The sequence below is a fragment of the Streptomyces klenkii genome (assembly GCF_003626645.1).
GTDB lineage: Bacteria > Actinomycetota > Actinomycetes > Streptomycetales > Streptomycetaceae > Streptomyces > Streptomyces klenkii.
In genome coordinates this window covers 137,868-159,177 of the sequence record NZ_RBAM01000013.1, presented here as the reverse complement: position 1 = coordinate 159,177, position 21,310 = coordinate 137,868, and the positions used below count along the sequence as shown (strand labels likewise).

The window sequence follows — 21,310 nt, the reverse complement described above, 5'->3', positions numbered from 1 at the left end:
CTCCCGGGCCGAGGGGGACACCGGAAGGTGTCCCCCTCGGCATGCGCCCCGTCCGCCCCTCTCGCCCCGGAAGGCCCGCCATGTACCGCCTCTTCTTCGACCTGATCTTCAAGCGCATGGACCCCGAGAAGGCCCACCACCTGGCCTTCGCCTGGATCCGCGCCGCGGCCCGCGTGCCGGTCCTGCGCACCCTCGTCGCGGCCGTCCTCGCGCCCCGCCGCAAGGAGCTGCGCACCGAGGCGCTCGGCCTGCGGATGCACGGCCCCTTCGGGCTCGCCGCCGGCTTCGACAAGAACGCCGCCGCCATCGACGGCATGAGCATGCTCGGCTTCGACCACGTCGAGATCGGCACGGTCACCGCGCAGCCGCAGCCCGGCAACCCCAAGAAGCGCCTCTTCCGCCTCGTCGCCGACCGCGCGCTGATCAACCGCATGGGCTTCAACAACGACGGCTCGGCGGCCGTGGCGGAGCGCCTGGCGGCCCGCAAGGCGGTCTTCCGCGCGACTGTGGGCGTCAACATCGGCAAGACCAAGGTCGTGCCGGAGGAAGAGGCCGTCGCCGACTACGTCACCTCCACCGAGCGCCTCGCCGCCCACGCCGACTACCTCGTCGTCAACGTCTCCTCGCCCAACACGCCCGGCCTGCGCAACCTCCAGGCCACGGAGGCGCTGCGCCCGCTGCTCACCGCCGTCCGCGAGGCCGCCGACCGCACGGTCACCTCGCGCCGCGTGCCGCTGCTGGTGAAGATCGCCCCCGACCTGGCCGACGAGGACGTCGACGCCGTCGCCGACCTGGCCGTCGAGCTCGGCCTGGACGGCATCATCGCCACCAACACGACGATCGCCCGCGAGGGGCTCGGCCTGCGCACCCCGAAGCGCACCGTCGAGGCCATCGGCGCCGGCGGCCTGTCCGGCGCCCCGCTCAAGGCCCGCTCGCTGGAGGTCCTGAGCCGCCTGTACGCCCGCGTGGGCGACCGGATCACCCTCGTCGGTGTCGGGGGCATCGAGACCGCCGACGACGCCTGGGAGCGCATCCTGGCGGGCGCCACGCTGGTCCAGGGCTACAGCGCGTTCATCTACGAGGGCCCGTTCTGGTGCCGCAAGCTCCACAAGGGCCTCGCCGAGAAGCTCGCGGCAAGCCCGTACAAGACCCTCGCCGAGGCCGTCGGCGCTGAGACCCGGAAGAAGGCAGCCGCATGACCCTCGAACCTTTCGGCGCGCGCCTGCGCCGTGCCATGGACACGCGCGGCCCCCTTTGCGTCGGCATCGACCCGCACGCCTCCCTGCTGGCCGACTGGGGCCTGAACGACGACATCGACGGCCTGGAGCGCTTCACCCGCACCGTGGTGGAGGCGCTGGCCGACCGCGTCGCCGTCCTCAAGCCCCAGTCCGCCTTCTTCGAGCGCTTCGGCTCGCGCGGCATCGCCGTCCTGGAGCGGGCCGTCGCCGACTGCCGCGAGGCCGGCGCGCTGGTCCTGATGGACGCCAAGCGCGGCGACATCGGCTCCACCATGGCCGCCTACGCCGCCACCTACCTCGACCCCGCCTCCCCGCTCTTCTCCGACGCCGTGACCGTGAGCCCCTACCTCGGCTACGGCTCGCTGCGCCCGGCGCTGGAGCTGGCGCGCGAGAGCGGCACCGGCGTGTTCGTGCTGGCGCTCACCTCGAACCCGGAGGGCGCCGAGGTGCAGCACGCCGTGCGCGCCGACGGTGCGAGCGTCGGCGCGACCATGCTCAACCACCTGCGGGCCGAGAACGCGGACGCCGCGCCCATGGGCTCGTTCGGCGCGGTCGTCGGCGCCACCCTGGGCGGCAGCCTCGGCGCGGCGCGCGCGGATCTGGACATCAACGGCCCGCTGCTCGCCCCCGGCATCGGTGCCCAGGGCGCGACCGCGGCCGACCTGCCGAAGGTCTTCGGCGCGGCCGTGCGCAACGTGGTGCCGAACGTGAGCCGCGGCGTGCTCCGGCACGGGCCGGATGCCACGGCGCTGCGGGCGAGCGCCGAGCGGTTCGCCGCCGAGGTGCGGGAGGCCGTGAGCGCCGTGGATCCGGCGGCCGGGTAGCCGCCGGGGGCCCGCCGCGCGAGCGGTGGTGCGGGCGTCTGCCACAGAAGCGTCAAATTTGTTGGTCTATATGTCCGGAAAAGTCCTGGTCGAGCGAGTCTGACCAGGACTTTTCGCTTGTTCTCGCTGACTGGAGCGGAATCGGCCGCTAGTCTCCGACGAGAGCGAACGTGCAAGCGCGTTGCTCGTTGCTCATCCAGGTGTGGGCCTACTAGGTTCCTCACCGGTCCGTTATCCGACAGTTCGATATCCGAGGTGACGTAGGCGTGGCTCTTCCGCCCCTTACCCCTGAACAGCGCGCTGCCGCGCTCGAAAAGGCCGCCGCGGCTCGCCGGGAGCGCGCCGAGGTCAAGAATCGGCTCAAGCACTCCGGAGCCTCGCTGCACGATGTCATCGCGCAGGGCCAGACGAACGAAGTGATCGGCAAGATGAAGGTCAGCGCACTCCTGGAGAGCCTGCCGGGCGTGGGCAAGGTCCGCGCCAAGCAGATCATGGAGCGGCTCGGGATCTCCGAGAGCCGTCGTGTGCGCGGGCTGGGCTCGAACCAGATCGCATCCTTGGAGCGTGAGTTCGGCGGCAAGGCCGCCTGACGTTCCCAGGCACTCCCGCGAACCGGGATAATCGCTGCATGAGTACTGCAGTCTCCCGGGGGACGTCCCCCGTATCCCCGGCCAGACAACCGCGGCTGACCGTGCTCTCCGGCCCATCCGGGGTCGGTAAGAGCACGGTCGTCGCCCATATGCGCAAGGCGCACCCCGAGGTGTGGCTCTCGGTCTCGGCCACCACCCGCAAGCCGCGCCCCGGCGAGCAGGACGGTGTCCAGTACTTCTTCGTGGACGACGAGGAGTTCGACAAGCTCATCGCCAACGGTGAGCTGCTGGAGTGGGCCGAGTTCGCCGGCAACCGCTACGGCACGCCGCGCCGGGCGGTCCTCGACCGCCTGGAGGCCGGCGAGCCGGTGCTGCTGGAGATCGACCTCCAGGGCGCCCGGCAGGTCCGCGAGACCATGCCGGACGCCCGGCTGGTCTTCCTGGCGCCGCCGAGCTGGGACGAGCTGGTCCGCCGGCTCACCGGCCGGGGCACCGAGTCCGCCGAGGTGATCGAGCGCCGCCTCGCGGCGGCCAAGGTCGAGCTCGCCGCCGAGTCGGAGTTCGACGTCACGCTGGTCAACACCTCCGTCGAGGACGTTGCGCGTGAGCTGCTAGCCTTGCTCCGTTGACCATCTTTCTTCACCCCCCTTCGGAAGGCAGAGAGTGTCCTCTTCCATCACCGCGCCCGAGGGCATCATCAACCCGCCGATTGATGAGCTGCTCGAGGCCACCGACTCGAAGTACAGCCTGGTGATCTACGCCGCCAAGCGCGCCCGTCAGATCAACGCGTACTACTCGCAGCTCGGCGAGGGCCTGCTGGAGTACGTCGGCCCGCTGGTGGACACCCACGTCCACGAGAAGCCGCTCTCCATCGCGCTCCGCGAGATCAACGCGGGCCTGCTGACCTCCGAGGCCATCGAGGCCCCGGCTCAGTAAGCACGGCACATATTCGTCACCACGGGTCCGGCAGCACGGCTGCCGGGCCTTTGGTGTGTCATGGAGCTGTACTCAACGATGGATGGGGAGACGATGGACAAGCCCAAGGTCGTCCTGGGGGTCAGCGGCGGGATCGCCGCGTACAAGGCGTGCGAGCTGCTGCGCCGGCTCACCGAGTCCGGCCATGACGTCCGCGTGGTGCCGACGGCCTCGGCCCTGCACTTCGTCGGCGAGGCGACCTGGTCGGCGCTGTCCGGCCACCCCGCCGGCACCGAGGTCTGGGAGAGCGTCCACGAGGTGCCGCACGTGCGCATCGGCCAGGAGGCCCGGCTCGTCGTGGTCGCGCCCGCCACGGCCGACATGCTGGCCAAGGCCGCCCACGGCCTCGCCGACGACCTGCTGACCAATACGCTGCTCACCGCCCGCTGCCCGGTCGTCTTCGCGCCCGCCATGCACACCGAGATGTGGGAGAACCCGGCCACTCAGGAGAACGTGGCGACGCTGCGCCGCCGTGGCGCGATCGTCATCGAGCCCGCCGTCGGCCGCCTCACCGGCGTCGACACCGGCAAGGGCCGGCTCCCCGACCCCGAGGAGATCTTCGAGGTCTGCCGCCGGGTGCTGGCCCGCGGTGCCGCGGCCCCGGTCGCCGACCTCGCCGGCCGGCACGTGGTCATCAGCGCCGGCGGCACCCGCGAGCCGCTCGACCCCGTCCGCTTCCTCGGTAACCGCTCCTCCGGCAAGCAGGGGTACGCCCTGGCCCGTACCGCCGTCGCGCGCGGCGCCCGCGTCACGCTCGTCGCCGCCAACAGCGAGCTGGCCGACCCGGCCGGTGCCGACGTCATACGGGTGGGCACGGCCGTCCAGCTGCGGGAGGCCGTTCTGAAGGCCGCCGAGGACGCGGACGCCGTCGTCATGGCCGCCGCGGTGGCTGATTTTCGCCCTTCGCATTATGCCGAGGGCAAAATCAAGAAGCGGGACGGCGAGGAGCCGGCGCCCGTCGAGCTCATCCGGAACCCCGACGTCCTCGCCGAGCTCTCGGCGAGCCGGCCGCGCCCCGGGCAGATCGTCGTGGGCTTCGCCGCGGAGACCGACGACGTCCTCGCCAACGGTCGCGCCAAGCTCGCCCGCAAGGGCTGTGACCTGCTGGTTGTCAATGAGGTGGGGGAGCGGAAGACCTTTGGTTCGGAGGCGAACGAGGCCGTTGTCCTGGCCCCCGACGGCTCCGAGACCCCGGTTCCCTACGGCCCCAAGGACGACCTTGCGGACACCGTCTGGGACCTCGTCGTGCGGCGCTTCGCCTGAGCTTTCCGCGCGCCGGAGCGTGCGAGTGTCGCAGGTCACCAGGCCGGTGATACGAGACAGGATGCCCCAACCACGAGAACGCCGGATAAACTGACCGTGGACCCAGCGCCGAGCGCAGCTCTCGGCCGGGTCCGTCAATGATCAGCCAGCAGCCGCTGCAACCCCAGGGAGCGATGTGTCCCGCCGCCTGTTCACCTCGGAGTCCGTGACCGAGGGTCACCCCGACAAGATCGCTGACCAGATCAGCGACACCATCCTCGACGCCCTGCTGCGCGAGGACCCCACGTCTCGTGTCGCCGTTGAGACCCTCATCACCACGGGCCTCGTCCACGTCGCCGGTGAGGTGACGACCAAGGCCTACGCGCCGATCGCCTCGCTCGTGCGCAACAAGATCCTCGAGATCGGTTACGACTCGTCCAAGAAGGGCTTCGACGGCGCTTCGTGCGGCGTCTCGGTCTCCATCGGCGCCCAGTCGCCGGACATCGCCCAGGGTGTCGACGCCGCCTACGAGGCCCGCGTCGAGGGCGACGAGGACGAGCTCGACAAGCAGGGTGCGGGCGACCAGGGCCTGATGTTCGGCTTCGCCTGCGACGAGACGCCGAACCTGATGCCGCTGCCGATCGAGCTGGCGCACCGCCTTTCGCGCCGCCTGTCGGAGGTCCGCAAGAACGGCACCATCCCCTACCTGCGCCCCGACGGCAAGACGCAGGTCACCATCGAGTACGACGGCAACAAGGCCGTCCGCCTCGACACCGTCGTCGTCTCCTCGCAGCACGCGAGCGACATCGACCTCGACTCGCTGCTCGCGCCGGACGTCCGCGAGTTCGTCGTGGAGCACGTCCTCAAGGAGCTCGTCGAGGACGGCATCAAGCTCGACACCGACGGCTACCGCCTCCTGGTGAACCCGACCGGCCGCTTCGAGATCGGCGGCCCCATGGGCGACGCCGGCCTCACCGGCCGCAAGATCATCATCGACACGTACGGCGGCATGGCCCGCCACGGCGGCGGCGCCTTCTCCGGCAAGGACCCGTCCAAGGTCGACCGCTCCGCCGCGTACGCGATGCGCTGGGTCGCCAAGAACGTCGTCGCGGCCGGTCTGGCCTCGCGCTGCGAGGTCCAGGTCGCCTACGCGATCGGCAAGGCCGAGCCGGTGGGCCTGTTCGTCGAGACCTTCGGCACGAACACCATCGACACGGACAAGATCGAGAACGCCATCGGCGAGGTCTTCGACCTCCGCCCGGCCGCGATCATCCGCGACCTCGACCTGCTCCGCCCGATCTACGCGCAGACCGCCGCGTACGGCCACTTCGGCCGCGAGCTGCCCGACTTCACGTGGGAGCGCACGGACCGCGTGGACGCCCTGAAGAAGGCCGCGGGCCTGTAAGCACCTCCGGGGCACCGCCCCGGTCACCGCTGTCCTCAAGCGCCGGGCGGGCTGGAAATCCAGTCCGCCCGGCGTTGTCAGTGGGGTCTGGTAGGACTGTGGCTGTGAGCAGCGAGAACGGGCGGAGCGGCGGGGTCCCGGAGCACGGGGAGCAGCTTGCGCTCATCCGGGAGAGCGTGCGCGAGGCGAAGGCCAAGGCGCCCAAGGCCAAGCCGCGCACGTGGCGGGGTGCGCCGCTGGCCAAGACGCTGCCCGTCGCGCGCGTGCTCGTCGACAAGGGCCCCGTCCACCTGGACCGGCTGTGGGACTACGCCGTGCCCGAGGAGCTCGACGCCGACGCCCTGCCGGGCGTGCGGGTGCGGGTGCGTTTCGGGGCCGGGACGCGCAATGTGCGCGGGGGGCGCCGGGAAGGCGGCGGGCTGCTCGACGGGTACATCGTCGACCGGGTGGCCGAGTCCGACTATCAGGGGCCGCTCGCCGCGATCGCCCAGGTGCTCTCGCCGGAGCCGGTGCTCAGTCCCGCGCTGTACGAGCTGTGCCGGGCGGTCGCCGACCGGTATGCCGGTTCGCTCGCCGACGTGCTCCAGCTGGCCGTACCGCCCCGGCACGCCCGCATCGAGGCCGAGCCGTCGCCCGCGCCGCTGCCGCCGCCGGGGGCGCCGGAGCCCGGGAGCTGGGTGCGGTATCCCACCGGGACCGCGTTCCTCGACGCCGTGGCCCGGGGGGACACCCCGCGGGCCGTGTGGACGGCCCTGCCCGGCCCGCACTGGCCGCAGGAGCTCGCGCGGGCTGCCGCGGCGGCGCTGTCGTCCGGGCGCGGCGCGCTGGTCGTCGTGCCGGACGGGCGGGACGCCGTGCGCGTCGACGCCGCCCTCGGGGAGCTCCTGGGGGAGGGCCGGCACGTGCTGCTGACGGCCGAGCTCGGGCCCGAGGAGCGGTACCGCCGCTGGCTCGCGGTCAGCCGGGGCTCGGTGCGGGCCGTGGTCGGCACGCGGGCGGCGATGTTCGCGCCCGTACGGGACCTCGGGCTCGTCGCCGTCTGGGACGACGGCGACTCCAGCCACAGCGCGCAGAACGCCCCGCATCCGCACTCCCGCGAGGTGCTCGTGCAGCGTGCGGTGCACGAGAAGGCCGCGTTCCTGCTCGGCGGCTTCGGCTGCACGGTGGAGGCCGCGCAGCTCGTGAACACGGGCTGGGCCCTGCCGCTCGCCGCCGCCCGTGAGACCGTGCGGGCCGTCGCCCCCGCCGTGCGGACCGTCGGCGACGTCGACGATTCCCGTGATGCGGCGGCGCGGGCCGCCCGGCTGCCCAGTCACGCTTGGCAGGCCGCCCGCGAGGGGCTCAAGCACGGGCCGGTGCTGGTCCAGGTGCCGCGGCGCGGCTATGTGCCCCGCCTGGGCTGCGAGAGGTGCCGCGAGCCCGCCCGGTGCGGGCACTGCGCCGGGCCGCTGGAGGCCGGTGACGCCGACGGCGCGCTGCGGTGCGGCTGGTGCGGCCAGGACGCGCCCCCGGGCTGGCACTGTGCGGAGTGCGGCGGCTCCCGGCTGCGGGCCCGGGTCGTGGGCGCGGGGCGCACCGCCGAGGAGCTCGGCCGGGCGTTCCCGTCCGTGCCCGTACGGACCTCCGGGCGGGATCACATCCTCGACACGGTGCCCGACCGGCCCGCGATCGTGGTCTCCACCCCCGGGGCGGAACCCGTCGCCGAGGGCGGTTATGCCGCGGCCCTGCTGCTCGACGGCTGGGCGCTGCTCGGCTTCCCCGACCTGCGGGCGGGGGAGGAGGCGCTGCGGCGCTGGCTGTCCGCGGCGGCGCTCGTGCGCGGGCAGGAGGACGGCGGGGTCGTCGTCGTGGTCGCGGAGCCCACGCTGCGGCCCGTGCAGGCGCTCGTACGGTGGGATCCCGCCGGGCATGCGATGCGGGAGCTCGCCGACCGGGCCGAGCTCGGCTTCCCGCCGGTGTCCCGGATGGCGTCCGTCTCCGGGCCGCCGGGGGATGTCGCCGATCTGCTCGCGGCGGCGGAGCTTCCGGAGGATGCGGAGGTGCTCGGGCCGGTGCCCCTGCCCGTGACGGCCGCGGGCCGCCCGCGGCGGCCCGGCGATCCGCCGCCGGGGGAGCGGTGGGACCGTGCCCTCCTCCGCGTCCGCCCCGGCCGCGGCGCGGCCCTGGCCGCGGCCCTCAAGACGGCCCAGGCGACCCGGCTCGCCCGCCGCGACGGCGAACCGGTCCGCCTACGGGTCGACCCTCCGGACATCGGCTGACGGCTCGCCTCCGGCGGGGACCCGAACGGTCTCCGGGCTCCGGCCTTTGGGATCCACCGCGGTGCGGGCCGGCGGCGCCGTTCCGGCCCGGGGTGGGCGCGGCACCGCCGGTGGCGTTGTGCTCGGCTGCTCGCCGTTGCGGCGGGCGCGCGGTGCCGGGGCTCTTGGGCTCCCGCCGCGACGGCGACCCGTCCCGCGGCGGAAGTGACGTGCCCGGCACCGGGCATGCCGGGTCCGCCGCCCGCAGGGCTAGCCGTTGCGGGGGCCCGGGAAGGCCGGGGGGCGTTCTTCGCGGTGGGCGGGGGGTGGGGTCTGGCCCGGGACGGTGCGGGCCGCCGGGACGACCGGGACCGGCGACGGCTCCGCCGTCCGGACCGCCTCCGGGGCCTCCGCGGATGCGGCCCCGTTCGTACGGCGCGCCCCGTAACGCCGGTGCACCGCCTGCTTGGTGACCCCGAGCGCCGAGCCCACCGCGTCCCACGAGAAGCCCAGCGAGCGGTCGAAGTCGACCGCGGCCGTCACCAGGGTCTCGACGCTGTCCCGCAGCTCCTGCGCCAGCCGTACCGTCGGCGCGGGAGCCCGCCCGTAGACGACGAAGCCGGCCGAGGGGCCGGTGCGCCGCGGGCGGTAGACGTTGCCCAGCTGAGCGGTGAGGGTGCGCAGGGCGTCCACCTGCCTGCGGACCCGCTCGATGTCCCGGACCAACAGATGCAGGCTGGCCCGTGCCTGGGCGTCGTGGGTTGCGTGGTCGGCCATGAAGAAGCCTCTCGGACCGGCGGGGTAAAAGGACGGAAAATGACGAGAGTTGACGCGACGGCCGACGAGCAACGGAAGAGTCCCGCGGCGGCGGCGCCATTCGGTCAATCTCTCTTGACCACAACGCGCCATGGGCCACCGGGTCACGGTATGGGGGCGCACATCCGCCGGAATGAGGCGCGTGACTGTCCGTACGCCCCCCGGGCCAAAGGCCCCTTAGACTGGTGGGCCGTTCCGCTCGGCGCTCGAGGAGAGGTAGTTCGCCACCCATGAGGCTCGTCTTCGCCGGCACCCCCGAGGTCGCCGTTCCCGCCCTCGACGCCCTGCTCGCCTCGGACCGCCACGAGGTCGTCGCCGTCGTCACCCGGCCCGACGCCCCCGCGGGCCGCGGCCGCCGCCTGGTCGCGAGCCCCGTCGCCGAGCGCGCGGAGGAGGCCGGCATCGAGGTGCTCAAGCCGGCGCGCCCGCGCGACGAGGACTTCCTCGCCCGGCTGCGCGAGATCGCCCCGGACTGCTGCCCGGTCGTCGCCTACGGCGCGCTGCTGCCGAAGGCCGCCCTGGACATCCCCGCGCACGGCTGGGTCAACCTGCACTTCTCCCTGCTGCCGGCGTGGCGCGGCGCGGCCCCCGTGCAGCACGCGATCCTCGCGGGCGACGAGATGACCGGCGCCTCCACCTTCCTGATCGAGGAGGGCCTGGACTCGGGCCCGGTCTTCGGCGTGGTCACCGAGCACGTGCGGCCCACGGACACCAGCGGCGACCTGCTGACCCGGCTCGCGTTCGCCGGCTCCGGGCTGCTCGCCGCGACCATGGACGGCATCGAGGACGGCACGCTGAAGGCCGTGCCGCAGCCCGCCGAGGGCGTCTCCCTCGCCCCGAAGATCAACGTCGAGGACGCCCGGATCGACTGGTCGGCCCCGGCGCTCCGCGTGGACCGCGTGGTCCGCGGCTGCGCCCCGGCGCCTGGCGCCTGGACGCTCTTCCGCGGCGAGCGCCTGAAGGTCATGTCCGTGGCGCCCACCCCCGACCGGGCGGGCCTCGCCCCCGGCGAGATCGGCGCCGCGAAGAACTCCGTGCACGTCGGTACGGGCTCCCACGCGGTCGAGCTCCAGTGGGTCCAGCCGCAGGGCAAGAAGCCGATGAAGGCCGCCGACTGGGCCCGCGGCGTCCGCATCGCCGCAGGCGAGCGGCTCGGCGCGGCCTGAGGGCGGCGCGGGGCACAAAGCGTGGACGCGGGGCGCAGAGCGTAAAGCGGAGCACAGAGCGTAAGGCGGAGCGCAGAGGGCAGAGCGTAGGCTGGACACCTTCGCCACCACAGCCCCGGAGCACCTTTCGTGAACGACCGTCCCGCCCGCCGCCCCGCAAAGCCCTACCGCCGGCCCAAGAAGGACCCGGTGCGGATCCTCGCCTTCGAGGCGCTGCGGGCGGTCGACGAGCGGGACGCGTACGCGAACCTGGTCCTGCCGCCGCTGCTGCGCAAGGCCCGGGAGAAGGGCGACTTCGAGGCGCGCGACGCCGCGCTCGCCACGGAGCTGGTCTACGGCACGCTGCGCCGCCAGGGGACGTACGACGCGATCATCGCGGCGTGCGTCGACCGGCCGCTGCGCGAGGTGGACCCGCCGGTCCTGGACGTCCTCTCCCTCGGCGCCCACCAGTTGCTCGGCACGCGCATCCCGCCGCACGCGGCGGTGTCCGCCAGCGTGGAGCTGGCGCGCGTCGTGCTCGGCGACGGGCGGGCGAAGTTCGTGAACGCCGTGCTGCGGAAGATCACCGCGCACGACATGGAGGAGTGGCTGGAGAAGGTCGCCCCGCCGTACGAGGACGACCCCGAGGAGCACCTCGCCGTGGTGCACGCGCACCCGCGCTGGGTCGTCTCCGCCCTGTGGGACGCCCTCGGCGGCGGCCGCGCCGGCATCGAGGACCTGCTGGAGGCCGACAACGAGCGGCCGGAGGTCACGCTGGTCGCCCGGCCGGGCCGCTCCACCCCGGAGGAGCTGCTGGCGGCCGTCGGCGAGGACTCCGCGCTGCCGGGCCGCTGGTCGCCGTACGCCGTACGGCTCGCCGAGGGCGGCGAGCCGGGTGCGCTCGACGCCGTACGGGAGGGCCGGGCCGGCGTTCAGGACGAGGGCAGCCAGCTGGTCGCGCTCGCCCTCGCGTCCGTGCCGGTGGACGGTCCGGACACCCGCTGGCTCGACGGCTGCGCCGGCCCCGGCGGCAAGGCGGCGCTCCTGGGCGCGCTGGCCGCCGAGCGGGGGGCCGCGCTGCTGGCCTCCGAGAAGCAGCCGCACCGGGCCCGCCTGGTCGAGCGGGCGCTCGCCGGGAACCCCGGTCCGTACCAGGTCATCGCCGCGGACGGCACGCGGCCGCCGTGGCGCGAGGGCGTCTTCGACCGCGTCCTCGTCGACGTGCCCTGCACCGGTCTCGGCGCCCTGCGGCGCCGCCCCGAGGCCCGCTGGCGCCGCCGCCCGGAGGACGTGCCGGGCTTCGCCCCGCTCCAGCGCGACCTGCTGCGGGAGGCGCTGCGTGCCGTGCGGGTCGGCGGCGTCGTCGGCTACGCGACGTGCTCGCCGCACCCGGCGGAGACGAAGGCCGTCGTGGACGACGTGCTCAAGCGGGACGGCGTGAGCGCGGAGTGGATCGACGCGCGTCCGCACATGCAGGGCGTTCCGGCCCTGGGCGAGGGCCCGGACGTCCAGCTGTGGCCCCACCTGCACGGCACGGACGCGATGTACCTGGCGCTGCTCCGGCGCACGGCGTAGCGGCGCGCTCCGGCTCCGGAAGGGCGAGGGCGCGGCGTGCCCTCGCCTCCCCGTTGGGGAGGCCCCCGCACAACTGAGCGCAGTGGGCATGGCACGCTTAAGGCATGGCCGCGCAGATCAACCCCAGCATCCTGTCCGCTGACTTCGCCCGCCTCGCCGACGAGGCGGAGGCGGTCAAGGGCGCCGACTGGCTCCACGTCGACGTCATGGACAACCACTTCGTCCCCAACCTCACCCTCGGCGTGCCGATCGTCGAGTCGCTGAGCCGGGCCACGGACACCCCGCTGGACTGCCACCTGATGATCGAGGACCCGGACCGCTGGGCCCCGCAGTACGTGGAGGCCGGCGCCGGGTCGGTGACCTTCCACGCGGAGGCCGCCGCCGCGCCGGTGCGGCTCGCGCGGGAGATCCGGGCGAAGGGCGCCCGCGCGTCGATGGCGCTGAAGCCGGCGACGCCGATCGAGCCGTACGAGGACCTGCTGCCCGAGCTGGACATGCTGCTGATCATGACGGTCGAGCCCGGCTTCGGCGGCCAGGCCTTCCTGGACATCATGCTGCCCAAGATCCGCCGCACCCGGGAGCTGATCTCGAAGCACGGCCTTCAGATGTGGCTGCAGGTCGACGGCGGGGTCTCGGCGGAGACGATCGAGCGGTGCGCGGAGGCCGGAGCGGACGTGTTCGTGGCCGGATCCGCCGTCTACGGTACGGAGGACCCGGCGGCGGCCGTACGGGGCCTGCGCGCCCAGGCGGAGCGCGTGGCGGCCGGTGCGGCCCGGGCCTGCGGGCACTGAGCGGCTCGCCGCGCTCGCCCGAAATGCTGAGCGCGAAGGTCAGGGTCTGATCAAGGACCGCCGTTTCTGACAGGATGACGGTGGAGTCCAAGCTCGAACAGTGTGAGAACAGTGAGGAGACGGTGGTGTCGACGGGCCGTTCAGCCACGCCGATGGGGCCCGCCGAGCTGGTGCAGGCGGCGGCCATGGCCCGCCGCTTCTACCTCGAGGGCAAATCGAAGATCCAGATCGCCGAGGAGTTCGGCGTGAGCCGCTTCAAGGTCGCCCGGGTGCTGGAGACGGCGCTCGAACGCGATCTCGTGCGGATCGAGATCCGGGTCCCCGCCGAGCTGGACGCGGAGCGCTCCGACGCGCTGCGCGCCCGCTACGGCCTGCGCCACGCGGTGGTCGTCGAGTCGCCCGCCGACGCCGCGGACGACGCGCCCGACCCCGAGAACCTCGGCGAGGTGGCTGCGGACCTGCTCGGCGAGCTGGTGCACGAGGGCGATGTGCTGGGCCTGGCCTGGGGCCGCTCGACCATTCACATGGCCGCGGCGCTGCACCGGCTGCCGCCGTGCACCGTCGTCCAGCTCACCGGCGTCTACGACGCGGGCACGGCGGAGCGCGGCTCGGTGGAGGCCGTGCGGCGCGCCGCGCAGGTCTCCGGCGGCGAGGCGCACCCGATCTACGCGCCGATGCTGCTGCCGGACCCGGCCACGGCCGCCGCGCTGCGCGGCCAGACGGGCATCGCCCGCGCCTTCGACTACTTCGACAAGGTGACGGTCGCGGCCGTCTCCATCGGCTCGTGGGCGCCGGGCATCTCGACCGTCTACGACATGCTGACGGAGGAGGAGCGGGCCCACTACGCGTCGCTGGGCGCCGCCGCGGAGATGTCCGCGCACCTCTTCGACGCCGAGGGCCGCCGGATCGGCCGTGACCTGGGCGAGCGCTGCATCACGGTCGAGGCGGACCGGCTGCGCCGGATACCGGAGGTCGTCGCGATCGCGGGCGGCCGGCGCAAGGCGGCGGCGATCGGCGCGGTGCTGCGGTCCGGGCTGGTCACGAGCCTGGTCACGGACACCACGGCCGCCGACTACCTCCTCAGCGAGACGGGCCCGGGCCCCCGCCCGGCACTCGACCGGGCGGACCCGGACGGGTCGTAGGCCGTCACGAACGGCGTGGAGCGGGCGTACGTGCCGACGGGCACGGCGTCCGCTTCTTCCTTTTCAGGGCGCGTTCCCGCTCCAGCGGGCACCGTACGGCGTAAAAGCAGGCAAGCCGGACGCCTCGGGCGAAGCCACAGGGCTCGTCCGGAGCGCTTGGCCGAAGTCACAGAATGCCACGCCAGTTCGCCACGACGCCCCGCAATCGTGGATGATGGGTCCAGGAACCTCAGCCCGATCCGGCCTCGGCCCGGTCTGACTCCCCACCCGCTCCGTACGTAAAATCGCAGGTGAGAGAGCCAGTATGCGTTTCCTTAATGACCAGAAGCCGCCGTACGACCTCACGTACGACGATGTGTTCATGGTGCCGAGCCGCTCCGCGGTCGGCTCCCGCCAGGCGGTGGACCTCTCCGCCCAGGACGGGACCGGGACCACCATCCCCCTCGTCGTCGCCAACATGACCGCGATCGCCGGCCGCCGCATGGCGGAGACCGTCGCCCGCCGCGGTGGCATCGTCGTCATCCCGCAGGACATCCCGATCGAGGTCGTCACCGAGGTCATCTCCTGGGTCAAGAGCCGCCACCTCGTGCTCGACACCCCGATCGTCCTCAGCCCCTCCCAGACCGTCGCCGACGCGCTGTCCCTGCTGCCCAAGCGGGCCCACGGCGCCGGCGTCGTCGTCGACGCGGACCACCGCCCCGTCGGCGTCGTCACCGAGCACGACCTGACCGGCGTGGACCGCTTCACCCAGCTGTCCGAGGTCATGTCGAAGGAGCTGCTGCTCCTCGACGCGGACATGGACCCGCGCGAGGCCTTCAACCAGCTCGACGGCGCCCACCGCAAGCTCGCCCCCGCGGTCGACAAGGACGGCCGCCTGGCCGGCATCCTCACCCGCAAGGGCGCCCTGCGCGCCACGCTCTACACCCCCGCCACCGACGCGGACGGCAAGCTGCGCATCGCCGCCGCCGTCGGCATCAACGGCGACGTGGCGGGCAAGGCCAAGGCCCTGCTGGAGGCCGGCGCCGACACGATCGTCGTCGACACCGCGCACGGCCACCAGGAGTCGATGATCGCCGCGATCAAGGCCGTCCGCGGCCTCGACCCGCAGGTCCCGATCGTCGCGGGCAACATCGTCGCCGCCGAGGGCGTGCGCGACCTCATCGAGGCCGGCGCGGACATCATCAAGGTCGGCGTGGGCCCGGGCGCCATGTGCACCACCCGCATGATGACCGGCGTGGGCCGCCCGCAGTTCTCCGCCGTCCTGGAGTGCGCCGCCGAGGCGAAGAAGTACGGCAAGCACGTGTGGGCCGACGGCGGCGTCCGCCACCCGCGCGACGTGGCGATGGCCCTGGCCGCCGGCGCGTCCAACGTGATGATCGGCTCCTGGTTCGCCGGCACCTACGAGTCCCCGGGCGACCTCCAGCAGACCGCCGACGGCCGCTCCTACAAGGAGTCCTTCGGCATGGCCTCCGCGCGCGCCGTGCAGAACCGCACCTCCACGGAGTCCGCCTACGACCGCGCCCGCAAGGGCCTGTTCGAGGAGGGCATCTCCACCTCGCGCATGTTCCTCGACCCGGCCCGCCCGGGCGTCGAGGACCTGATCGACTCGATCATCGCGGGCGTCCGCTCCTCCTGCACCTACGCGGGCGCCGGCTCCCTGACCGAGTTCGCCGAGCGTGCCGTCGTCGGCGTCCAGAGCGCCGCCGGCTACGCCGAGGGCAAGCCGCTGCACGCCAGCTGGCAGTAGTCCGCACCCCGGAAGGGGCGTGATCCGGTTCGCCGGGTCGCGCCCCTTTTTCGTTGCCCATGTACCGATTCATAACGCGACGTGCAACGATCGCCCGTTCTGGACCCCCGGACGCAATGATCAGCCGGGCATACGCAAGAATGGTGCATTACGAGCGCGGGCCCTGACCTCGTAGGGTCTGCGCAGAACGTGGAGTGGCGGGTACCGCTTGCTCGGCGGTACCCCCTCGCTACGGGTTTGCTCTGTCATGCCCCAGCGCCCCCCGGGTGCCGCCGTGGGCCGCCGCTTCCTGACCGGCATCCCCCGACCGGCAGGTCATGAACGGAGCAACCCCGTGTTGGACCAAGGCACCGCGCCCCCCGTCACCGGTGACAAGCGGCTCTCCCCGCCGCCCGCCACCGGCTTCGGCGCCCGCCTGATGCGCCGCAAGCCCGTCGAGCGCCTGGTCGCCGAGGGCGGCCAGGGCGAGGGCGGCACCCTGCGCCGCTCGCTCGGCATGTGGCAGCTGACCATGATCAGCATCGGCGCCACCCTCGGCACCGGCATCTTCGTCGTGCTCGGCTCGGCCGTCCCCGACGCCGGCCCCGCCGTCGTGATCTCCTTCGTGCTCGCCGGCGTCACGGCCCTGTTCTCGGCCCTGTCCTACGCCGAGCTGGCCGGCACCATCCCGGTCTCCGGATCCTCGTACTCGTACGCCTACGCCACCCTGGGCGAGATCATCGCCTGGGTCTGCGGCTGGTGCCTGATCCTGGAGTACGGCGTCTCCGTCGCGGCCGTGGCCGTCGGCTGGGGCCAGTACCTCAACGAGCTCCTCGACGGCACGATCGGCGTCACCATCCCGGACGCGCTGGCCAACCCGCCCGGCACGGACGGCGGCATCTTCAACCTGCCCGCCCTGCTCGTCGTGCTGCTGTGCATGGCCTTCCTGATCGGCGGCGCCAAGGAGAGCGCCCGCGCCAACACGATCATGGTCGGCGTGAAGATCGTGGCCCTGCTGCTCTTCTGCGCCGTGGCCTTCACCGGCATCCGCGCCGGCAACTACACGCCCTTCATGCCGCTCGGCCTCGGCGGCGTCAGCGCCGCGGGCGCCACGCTCTTCTTCTCCTACATCGGCTTCGACGCCGCCTCCACCGCCGGTGAGGAGGCCAAGAACCCGAAGAAGGACCTCCCCAAGGCGATCATGCTGTCGCTGCTGATCGTCACGGTGCTGTACGTGCTGGTCGCGGCCGTCGCGGTCGGCGCCATGCCGTGGGGCGACTTCAAGGGCTCCGAGGCCGCGCTCGCCGGGATCATGAAGGACGTCACCGGCATGAGCATCTGGGCCGTGCTGCTCGCCGCCGGTGCCGTCATCGCCATCGCCAGCGTCGTCCTCACCGTCCTGTACGGCCAGACCCGCATCCTCTTCGCGATGTCCCGCGACGGCCTGGTCCCCAAGACCTTCTCCAAGGTCAACCGCAAGGGCGTGCCGCTGGCGAACACCGTCATCGTCTCGCTGTTCTGCGGCGTCCTGGCCGCCGCGGTCCCGCTCGGCCAGCTCGCCGACGCCACCAGCATCGGCACGCTCTTCGCCTTCGCCCTGGTGAACATCGCCGTCATCGTGCTGCGCTTCACCCGCCCCGACATGCACCGCAGCTTCCGGGTGCCGTTCTCGGGCGTGCGCTTCCGGGTGGCCGGGGCGCAGGTGCCGCTCGGCCTGATCTTCCCGGTCCTGGGCTTCGCGATGTGCGTCTACATGATGCTCAGCCTCGACGCCATCACGTGGCAGGTCTTCGGCGGCTGGATGCTCGTCGGCCTGGTGATCTACTTCGTCTACGGGATGCGGCGCTCGCGGCTGGCCACGGGCGACGTGGTCGTGGCCGAGGCCGTCCCCGCGGCGGAGGCGGCGGCTGCCGCGAAGACCGGCCCGAAGGCCGGGACCAAGGCCGGCCCGAAGACCGGTGCCAAGGCGGGCGTGAAGGCCGGCCCGAAGACCGGAGCCAGGACCGGCACGAAGGCCGGGACCACGGCGGCGAAGAAGGCGTCCGCCTCCGCGGGCACGCCCGCCTCGAAGGCCGCCGGCAAGGGCCGCCCGAAGCCGCAGAAGAAGGCGCGCGGCAAGCAGGCGCAGGCGAAGTCCGGCGAGGAGAAGTAACCCTCTCCACGCCGGCCGAGTGGCCCCTCACCGCTGAAGAACCGCACCACCGCCCCCGGCCGTCCGGGGGCGGTGGTGCTGCGTTCGGGTCGGGGACACGGCCGGGGACGTGATCTACTGCTCGTAGCAGCAGCTGGTTACCCGTAGAAATGTGATCCACCCGCCGTGCGATTGAATGAGCTCGACGAACGCATCGTGCATGCCCTGGCCGAAGACGCCAGGCGCTCCTACGCCGACATCGGCGCCGAGGTCGGCCTGTCCGCGCCGGCCGTGAAACGGCGTGTGGACCGGCTGCGCGCCGAGGGCGCCATCACCGGTTTCACCGTCCGCGTGGACCCCGCGGCGCTCGGCTGGGAGACGGAAGGCTTCATCGAGATCTACTGCCGCCGGAACACCTCGCCCGAGGCGATCCACCGCGGCCTGTCGCGCTACCCCGAGGTGGCGTCCGCGTCCACGGTCACCGGCGAGGCGGACGCCCTCGTGCAGGTCTTCGCCTCCGACATGCGCCACTTCGAGCGCGTGCTGGAGCGCATCGCCGGGGAGCCGTTCGTCGAGCGCACCAAGTCGGTGCTCGTGCTCTCCCCCCTCCTCCGCCGCTTCAGCTCCGGCGCCCCCTCCTGACCCTCGCGCTGCCCGGACCGTGAAGGGCCCCGCCTACCCCTCGGTAGGGGCCGCGCAACGAATCGCGCCGAAACCGCGGAAAGGCGCAACGAATCACTCACCCTCGCGCAACGGACGAGCCTTGTCCGGTCATGACGGCGGCCCGTACCGTCAAGGCGTCTTAACGCGCGCCCCCGCAGGGGCACCCGCGCCACCCCCTTTTGACCAGGTGAAGTGAGGCCGCATGACGCCGTCGCGTATCGCGCTGTACCAGGGCCCCGCCGGCGTTCCCTCCTCCACCTCGGACAGCCTCGCCGCCCTCGACGCCGCCGCCCGCCGGGCCGCCGCCGCCGGAGCCCGGCTGCTGCTCACCAACGAGCTGTTCCTCACCGGCTACGCCCTCGGCGCCGCCGTCGCCGACCGCGCCGAGACGGCCGACGGCCCCGGCGCCCGCGCCGTGGCGCGGATCGCCGCCGAGCACGGCCTGGCCGTCGCCTACGGCTACCCCGAGCGCGACGCGGATGACCCGGCCACGCTCTACAACGCGCTCCAGCTCGTCGCCCCCGACGGCGCCCGCCTCGCGAACTACCGCAAGACCCACCTCTTCGGCGCGTACGAGACGGCCCACTTCCGGCCCGGCACCGAACCCGTCGTGCAGGCGGACTTCGCGGGCCTCCGCCTCGGCCTGCTGATCTGCTACGACGTCGAGTTCCCCGAGACCGTGCGGGCCCACGCCCTGGCCGGCACCGAGCTGCTGCTCGCGCCCACCGCGCTGATGCGCCCGTACGAGATCGTGCCGCAGAGCGTGATCCCGGTGCGCGCCTGGGAGAGCCAGCTGTACATCGCCTACGCCAACCGATGCGGCGACGAGGGGGAGTACTCCTTCGCCGGCCTCAGCTGCCTCGCCGCCCCCGACGGGACCGTCCGGGCGCGGGCCGGCCACGGCGAGGACCTGATCACCGCCGACGTGGACCCGGCGCTGCTGAAGGCCTCGCGCGCCGAGAACACCTACCTGAGCGACCGACGGCCGGAGCTGTACACCTCGCTCGTCTGACCCCCGCCCCGCACCGCCCCGTCCCGCGCCCCAGAGCCGCAACCCCCACTTCCGCAGGAGAGTTCAGCCGATGACGTCCATGGTGCCCAACGCCGCCCACGACGAGCCGTCGGAGCCGGTCCTGCCGCCGATCACGATGGTCGGCCCGGACTTCCCGTTCCCCTACGACGACTTCCTCGCCCACCCCGCGGGGATCGGTCAGATACCGGCGACCGAGCACGGCACCGAGGTCGCCGTCATCGGCGGCGGCCTGTCGGGCATCATCGCCGCCTACGAGCTGATGAAGATGGGCCTCAAGCCCGTCGTCTACGAGGCCGACAAGATCGGCGGCCGGCTGCGCACCGTCGGCTTCGAGGGCTGCGACCCCTCGCTGACCGCCGAGATGGGCGCGATGCGCTTCCCGCCGAGCTCCACGGCGCTCCAGTACTACATCGACCTGGCCGGCCTGGAGACCAAGCCGTTCCCCAACCCGCTGGCGCCCGACACCCCATCGACCGTCGTCGACCTCAAGGGCGAGTCGCACTACGCGAAGACCATCGACGACCTGCCGCCGGTCTACCGCGAGGTCGCCGACGCCTGGAACGCCTGCCTGGAGGAGGGCGCGGACTTCTCCGACATGAACCGCGCCCTGCGCGAGCGCGACGTGCCGCGCATCCGGGAGATCTGGGCGAAGCTGGTCGAGAAGCTCGACAACCAGACCTTCTACGGCTTCCTGTGCGAATCGGAGGCGTTCAAGTCCTTCCGGCACCGCGAGATCTTCGGCCAGGTCGGCTTCGGCACGGGCGGCTGGGACACCGACTTCCCCAACTCCATCCTGGAGATCCTGCGCGTCGTCTACACCGAGGCGGACGACCACCACCGCGGCATCGTCGGCGGCAGCCAGCAGCTCCCGGAGCGGCTGTGGGCGCGCGAGCCGCAGAAGATCGTCCACTGGGCGCCGGGCACCTCGCTGTCCTCGCTGCACGGCGGCGACCCGCGCCCGGCCGTGACCCGCCTGCACCGCACGGCCGGCAACGGCATCACGGTCACCGACGCGACCGGCGACATCCGTACGTACAAGGCGGCGGTCTTCACCGCCCAGTCGTGGATGCTGCTGTCGAAGATCGCCTGCGACGACTCGCTGTTCCCCATCGACCACTGGACGGCGATGGAGCGCACCCACTACATGGAGTCCTCCAAGCTCTTTGTGCCGGTCGACCGGCCGTTCTGGCTGGACAAGGACGAGGAGACCGGCCGGGACGTCATGTCGATGACGCTGACCGACCGGATGACGCGCGGCACCTACCTCCTGGACGACGGGCCCGGCAAGCCGGCCGTCATCTGCCTCTCGTACACCTGGTGCGACGACAGCCTCAAGTGGCTGCCGCTGTCGGCGAACGAGCGCCTGGAGGTCATGCTCAAGTCGCTCGGCGAGATCTACCCCAAGGTCGACATCCGGAAGCACATCATCGGCAACCCGGTCACCGTCTCCTGGGAGAACGAGCCCTACTTCATGGGCGCGTTCAAGGCGAACCTGCCCGGCCACTACCGCTACCAGCGGCGCCTCTTCACGCACTTCATGCAGGACCGCCTGCCGGAGGACAAGCGCGGGCTCTTCCTCGCCGGCGACGACATCTCCTGGACGGCCGGCTGGGCCGAGGGCGCCGTGCAGACCGCGCTCAACGCCGTGTGGGGCGTCATGCACCAGTTCGGCGGCGAGACCGACCCGACGAACCCGGGCCCCGGCGACCGCTACGACGAGCTCGCGCCGGTCGAGCTCCCGGAGGACTGAGCCTCCTCCTCCGAGCCCCCGGAGGCC

At 72.9% G+C, this 21,310-nt stretch carries 18 protein-coding genes; 17 read left to right on the top strand and 1 reads right to left on the bottom strand.

Annotated features, from left to right (window positions below):
• Positions 1-80: 80 nt before the first annotated feature.
• The 8 genes from D7231_RS27530 to D7231_RS27495 all read left to right on the top strand — a co-directional run bounded on the left by D7231_RS27530 (position 81) and on the right by D7231_RS27495 (position 8,532).
• Entirely contained in the window at positions 81-1,199 is a 1,119-nt protein-coding gene (locus tag D7231_RS27530) for a quinone-dependent dihydroorotate dehydrogenase (protein ID WP_120758254.1), read from the top strand.
• Positions 1,196-2,062 carry an orotidine-5'-phosphate decarboxylase gene (gene pyrF, locus D7231_RS27525; protein WP_120758253.1) on the top strand — a complete coding sequence of 289 codons (867 nt, stop codon included), beginning with the start codon at positions 1,196-1,198 and terminating at the stop codon, positions 2,060-2,062. The genes D7231_RS27530 and pyrF overlap by 4 nt, the downstream gene beginning before the upstream one ends.
• Before the next feature lie 266 nt (positions 2,063-2,328).
• Entirely contained in the window at positions 2,329-2,652 is a 324-nt protein-coding gene (locus D7231_RS27520; protein ID WP_030365336.1) for an integration host factor, read from the top strand.
• 38 nt (positions 2,653-2,690) lie between these two features.
• On the top strand, positions 2,691-3,281 hold the full coding sequence (gene gmk / locus D7231_RS27515) for a guanylate kinase (protein ID WP_120758252.1): 591 nt from the start codon (positions 2,691-2,693) through the stop codon (positions 3,279-3,281).
• Positions 3,282-3,315: 34 nt separating this feature from the next.
• Positions 3,316-3,588 carry a DNA-directed RNA polymerase subunit omega gene (gene rpoZ / locus D7231_RS27510; protein ID WP_004948662.1) on the top strand — a complete coding sequence of 91 codons (273 nt, stop codon included), beginning with the start codon at positions 3,316-3,318 and terminating at the stop codon, positions 3,586-3,588.
• 93 nt (positions 3,589-3,681) lie between these two features.
• Positions 3,682-4,890 (top strand): bifunctional phosphopantothenoylcysteine decarboxylase/phosphopantothenate--cysteine ligase CoaBC, encoded by a 1,209-nt coding sequence (gene coaBC / locus D7231_RS27505; protein WP_228775224.1) that lies wholly within the window; start codon positions 3,682-3,684, stop codon positions 4,888-4,890.
• Between the two features lie 175 nt (positions 4,891-5,065).
• A complete protein-coding gene (gene metK / locus D7231_RS27500; protein WP_120758250.1) occupies positions 5,066-6,274 on the top strand; it encodes a methionine adenosyltransferase in 1,209 nt (402 codons plus the stop codon).
• 104 nt (positions 6,275-6,378) lie between these two features.
• Positions 6,379-8,532: a primosomal protein N' gene (locus tag D7231_RS27495; protein ID WP_120758249.1), complete on the top strand. Its 2,154-nt coding sequence runs from the start codon at positions 6,379-6,381 to the stop codon at positions 8,530-8,532.
• 249 nt (positions 8,533-8,781) lie between these two features.
• Here the strand turns inward: D7231_RS27495 and D7231_RS27490 are convergent, their stop codons facing one another.
• Positions 8,782-9,288, bottom strand: a complete 507-nt coding sequence (locus D7231_RS27490) for a hypothetical protein (protein ID WP_120758248.1) — start codon at positions 9,286-9,288, stop codon at positions 8,782-8,784.
• A gap of 269 nt (positions 9,289-9,557) precedes the next feature.
• Between D7231_RS27490 and fmt the strand changes: the two genes are divergently transcribed.
• The 9 genes from fmt (at position 9,558) to D7231_RS27445 (ending at position 21,283) form a co-directional block, all read left to right on the top strand.
• Complete coding sequence (gene fmt, locus D7231_RS27485) at positions 9,558-10,493, top strand: methionyl-tRNA formyltransferase (RefSeq protein WP_120758247.1); 936 nt, start codon at positions 9,558-9,560, stop codon at positions 10,491-10,493.
• A gap of 129 nt (positions 10,494-10,622) precedes the next feature.
• Positions 10,623-12,047 (top strand): RsmB/NOP family class I SAM-dependent RNA methyltransferase, encoded by a 1,425-nt coding sequence (locus D7231_RS27480; RefSeq protein ID WP_120758246.1) that lies wholly within the window; start codon positions 10,623-10,625, stop codon positions 12,045-12,047.
• A gap of 104 nt (positions 12,048-12,151) precedes the next feature.
• The gene (rpe, locus tag D7231_RS27475; protein ID WP_120758245.1) at positions 12,152-12,838 is read left to right on the top strand and encodes a ribulose-phosphate 3-epimerase; all 687 of its coding nucleotides are present in this window, start codon (positions 12,152-12,154) and stop codon (positions 12,836-12,838) included.
• Positions 12,839-12,990: 152 nt separating this feature from the next.
• Positions 12,991-13,980, top strand: coding sequence for a sugar-binding transcriptional regulator (locus D7231_RS27470; RefSeq protein ID WP_194962059.1), 990 nt, complete (start codon positions 12,991-12,993; stop codon positions 13,978-13,980).
• Positions 13,981-14,284: 304 nt separating this feature from the next.
• Positions 14,285-15,727, top strand: a complete 1,443-nt coding sequence (locus tag D7231_RS27465) for a GuaB1 family IMP dehydrogenase-related protein (RefSeq protein WP_120758244.1) — start codon at positions 14,285-14,287, stop codon at positions 15,725-15,727.
• Positions 15,728-16,061: 334 nt separating this feature from the next.
• On the top strand, positions 16,062-17,858 hold the full coding sequence (locus D7231_RS27460) for an amino acid permease (RefSeq protein WP_241999951.1): 1,797 nt from the start codon (positions 16,062-16,064) through the stop codon (positions 17,856-17,858).
• A 165-nt stretch (positions 17,859-18,023) separates the two neighbouring features.
• Entirely contained in the window at positions 18,024-18,479 is a 456-nt protein-coding gene (locus D7231_RS27455) for an Lrp/AsnC family transcriptional regulator (RefSeq protein ID WP_030365350.1), read from the top strand.
• A 223-nt stretch (positions 18,480-18,702) separates the two neighbouring features.
• A complete protein-coding gene (locus tag D7231_RS27450) occupies positions 18,703-19,512 on the top strand; it encodes a carbon-nitrogen hydrolase family protein (RefSeq protein ID WP_120758243.1) in 810 nt (269 codons plus the stop codon).
• A 70-nt stretch (positions 19,513-19,582) separates the two neighbouring features.
• Positions 19,583-21,283, top strand: coding sequence for a flavin monoamine oxidase family protein (locus D7231_RS27445; RefSeq protein ID WP_120758242.1), 1,701 nt, complete (start codon positions 19,583-19,585; stop codon positions 21,281-21,283).
• The last annotated feature ends 27 nt before the right edge of the window (positions 21,284-21,310 follow it).

Bases quoted from the DNA above. Each gene is read 5' to 3' on its own strand.
- D7231_RS27530 (WP_120758254.1), top strand. From the start codon at position 81: ATGTACCGCCTCTTCTTCGACCTGATCTTCAAGCGCATGGACCCCGAG.
- pyrF (WP_120758253.1), top strand. From the start codon at position 1,196: ATGACCCTCGAACCTTTCGGCGCGCGCCTGCGCCGTGCCATGGACACG.
- gmk (WP_120758252.1), top strand. From the start codon at position 2,691: ATGAGTACTGCAGTCTCCCGGGGGACGTCCCCCGTATCCCCGGCCAGA.
- coaBC (WP_228775224.1), top strand. From the start codon at position 3,682: ATGGACAAGCCCAAGGTCGTCCTGGGGGTCAGCGGCGGGATCGCCGCG.
- D7231_RS27490 (WP_120758248.1), bottom strand. From the start codon at position 9,288: ATGGCCGACCACGCAACCCACGACGCCCAGGCACGGGCCAGCCTGCAT.
- fmt (WP_120758247.1), top strand. From the start codon at position 9,558: ATGAGGCTCGTCTTCGCCGGCACCCCCGAGGTCGCCGTTCCCGCCCTC.
- rpe (WP_120758245.1), top strand. From the start codon at position 12,152: ATGGCCGCGCAGATCAACCCCAGCATCCTGTCCGCTGACTTCGCCCGC.
- D7231_RS27470 (WP_194962059.1), top strand. From the start codon at position 12,991: ATGGGGCCCGCCGAGCTGGTGCAGGCGGCGGCCATGGCCCGCCGCTTC.
- D7231_RS27465 (WP_120758244.1), top strand. From the start codon at position 14,285: ATGCGTTTCCTTAATGACCAGAAGCCGCCGTACGACCTCACGTACGAC.
- D7231_RS27450 (WP_120758243.1), top strand. From the start codon at position 18,703: ATGACGCCGTCGCGTATCGCGCTGTACCAGGGCCCCGCCGGCGTTCCC.
- D7231_RS27445 (WP_120758242.1), top strand. From the start codon at position 19,583: ATGACGTCCATGGTGCCCAACGCCGCCCACGACGAGCCGTCGGAGCCG.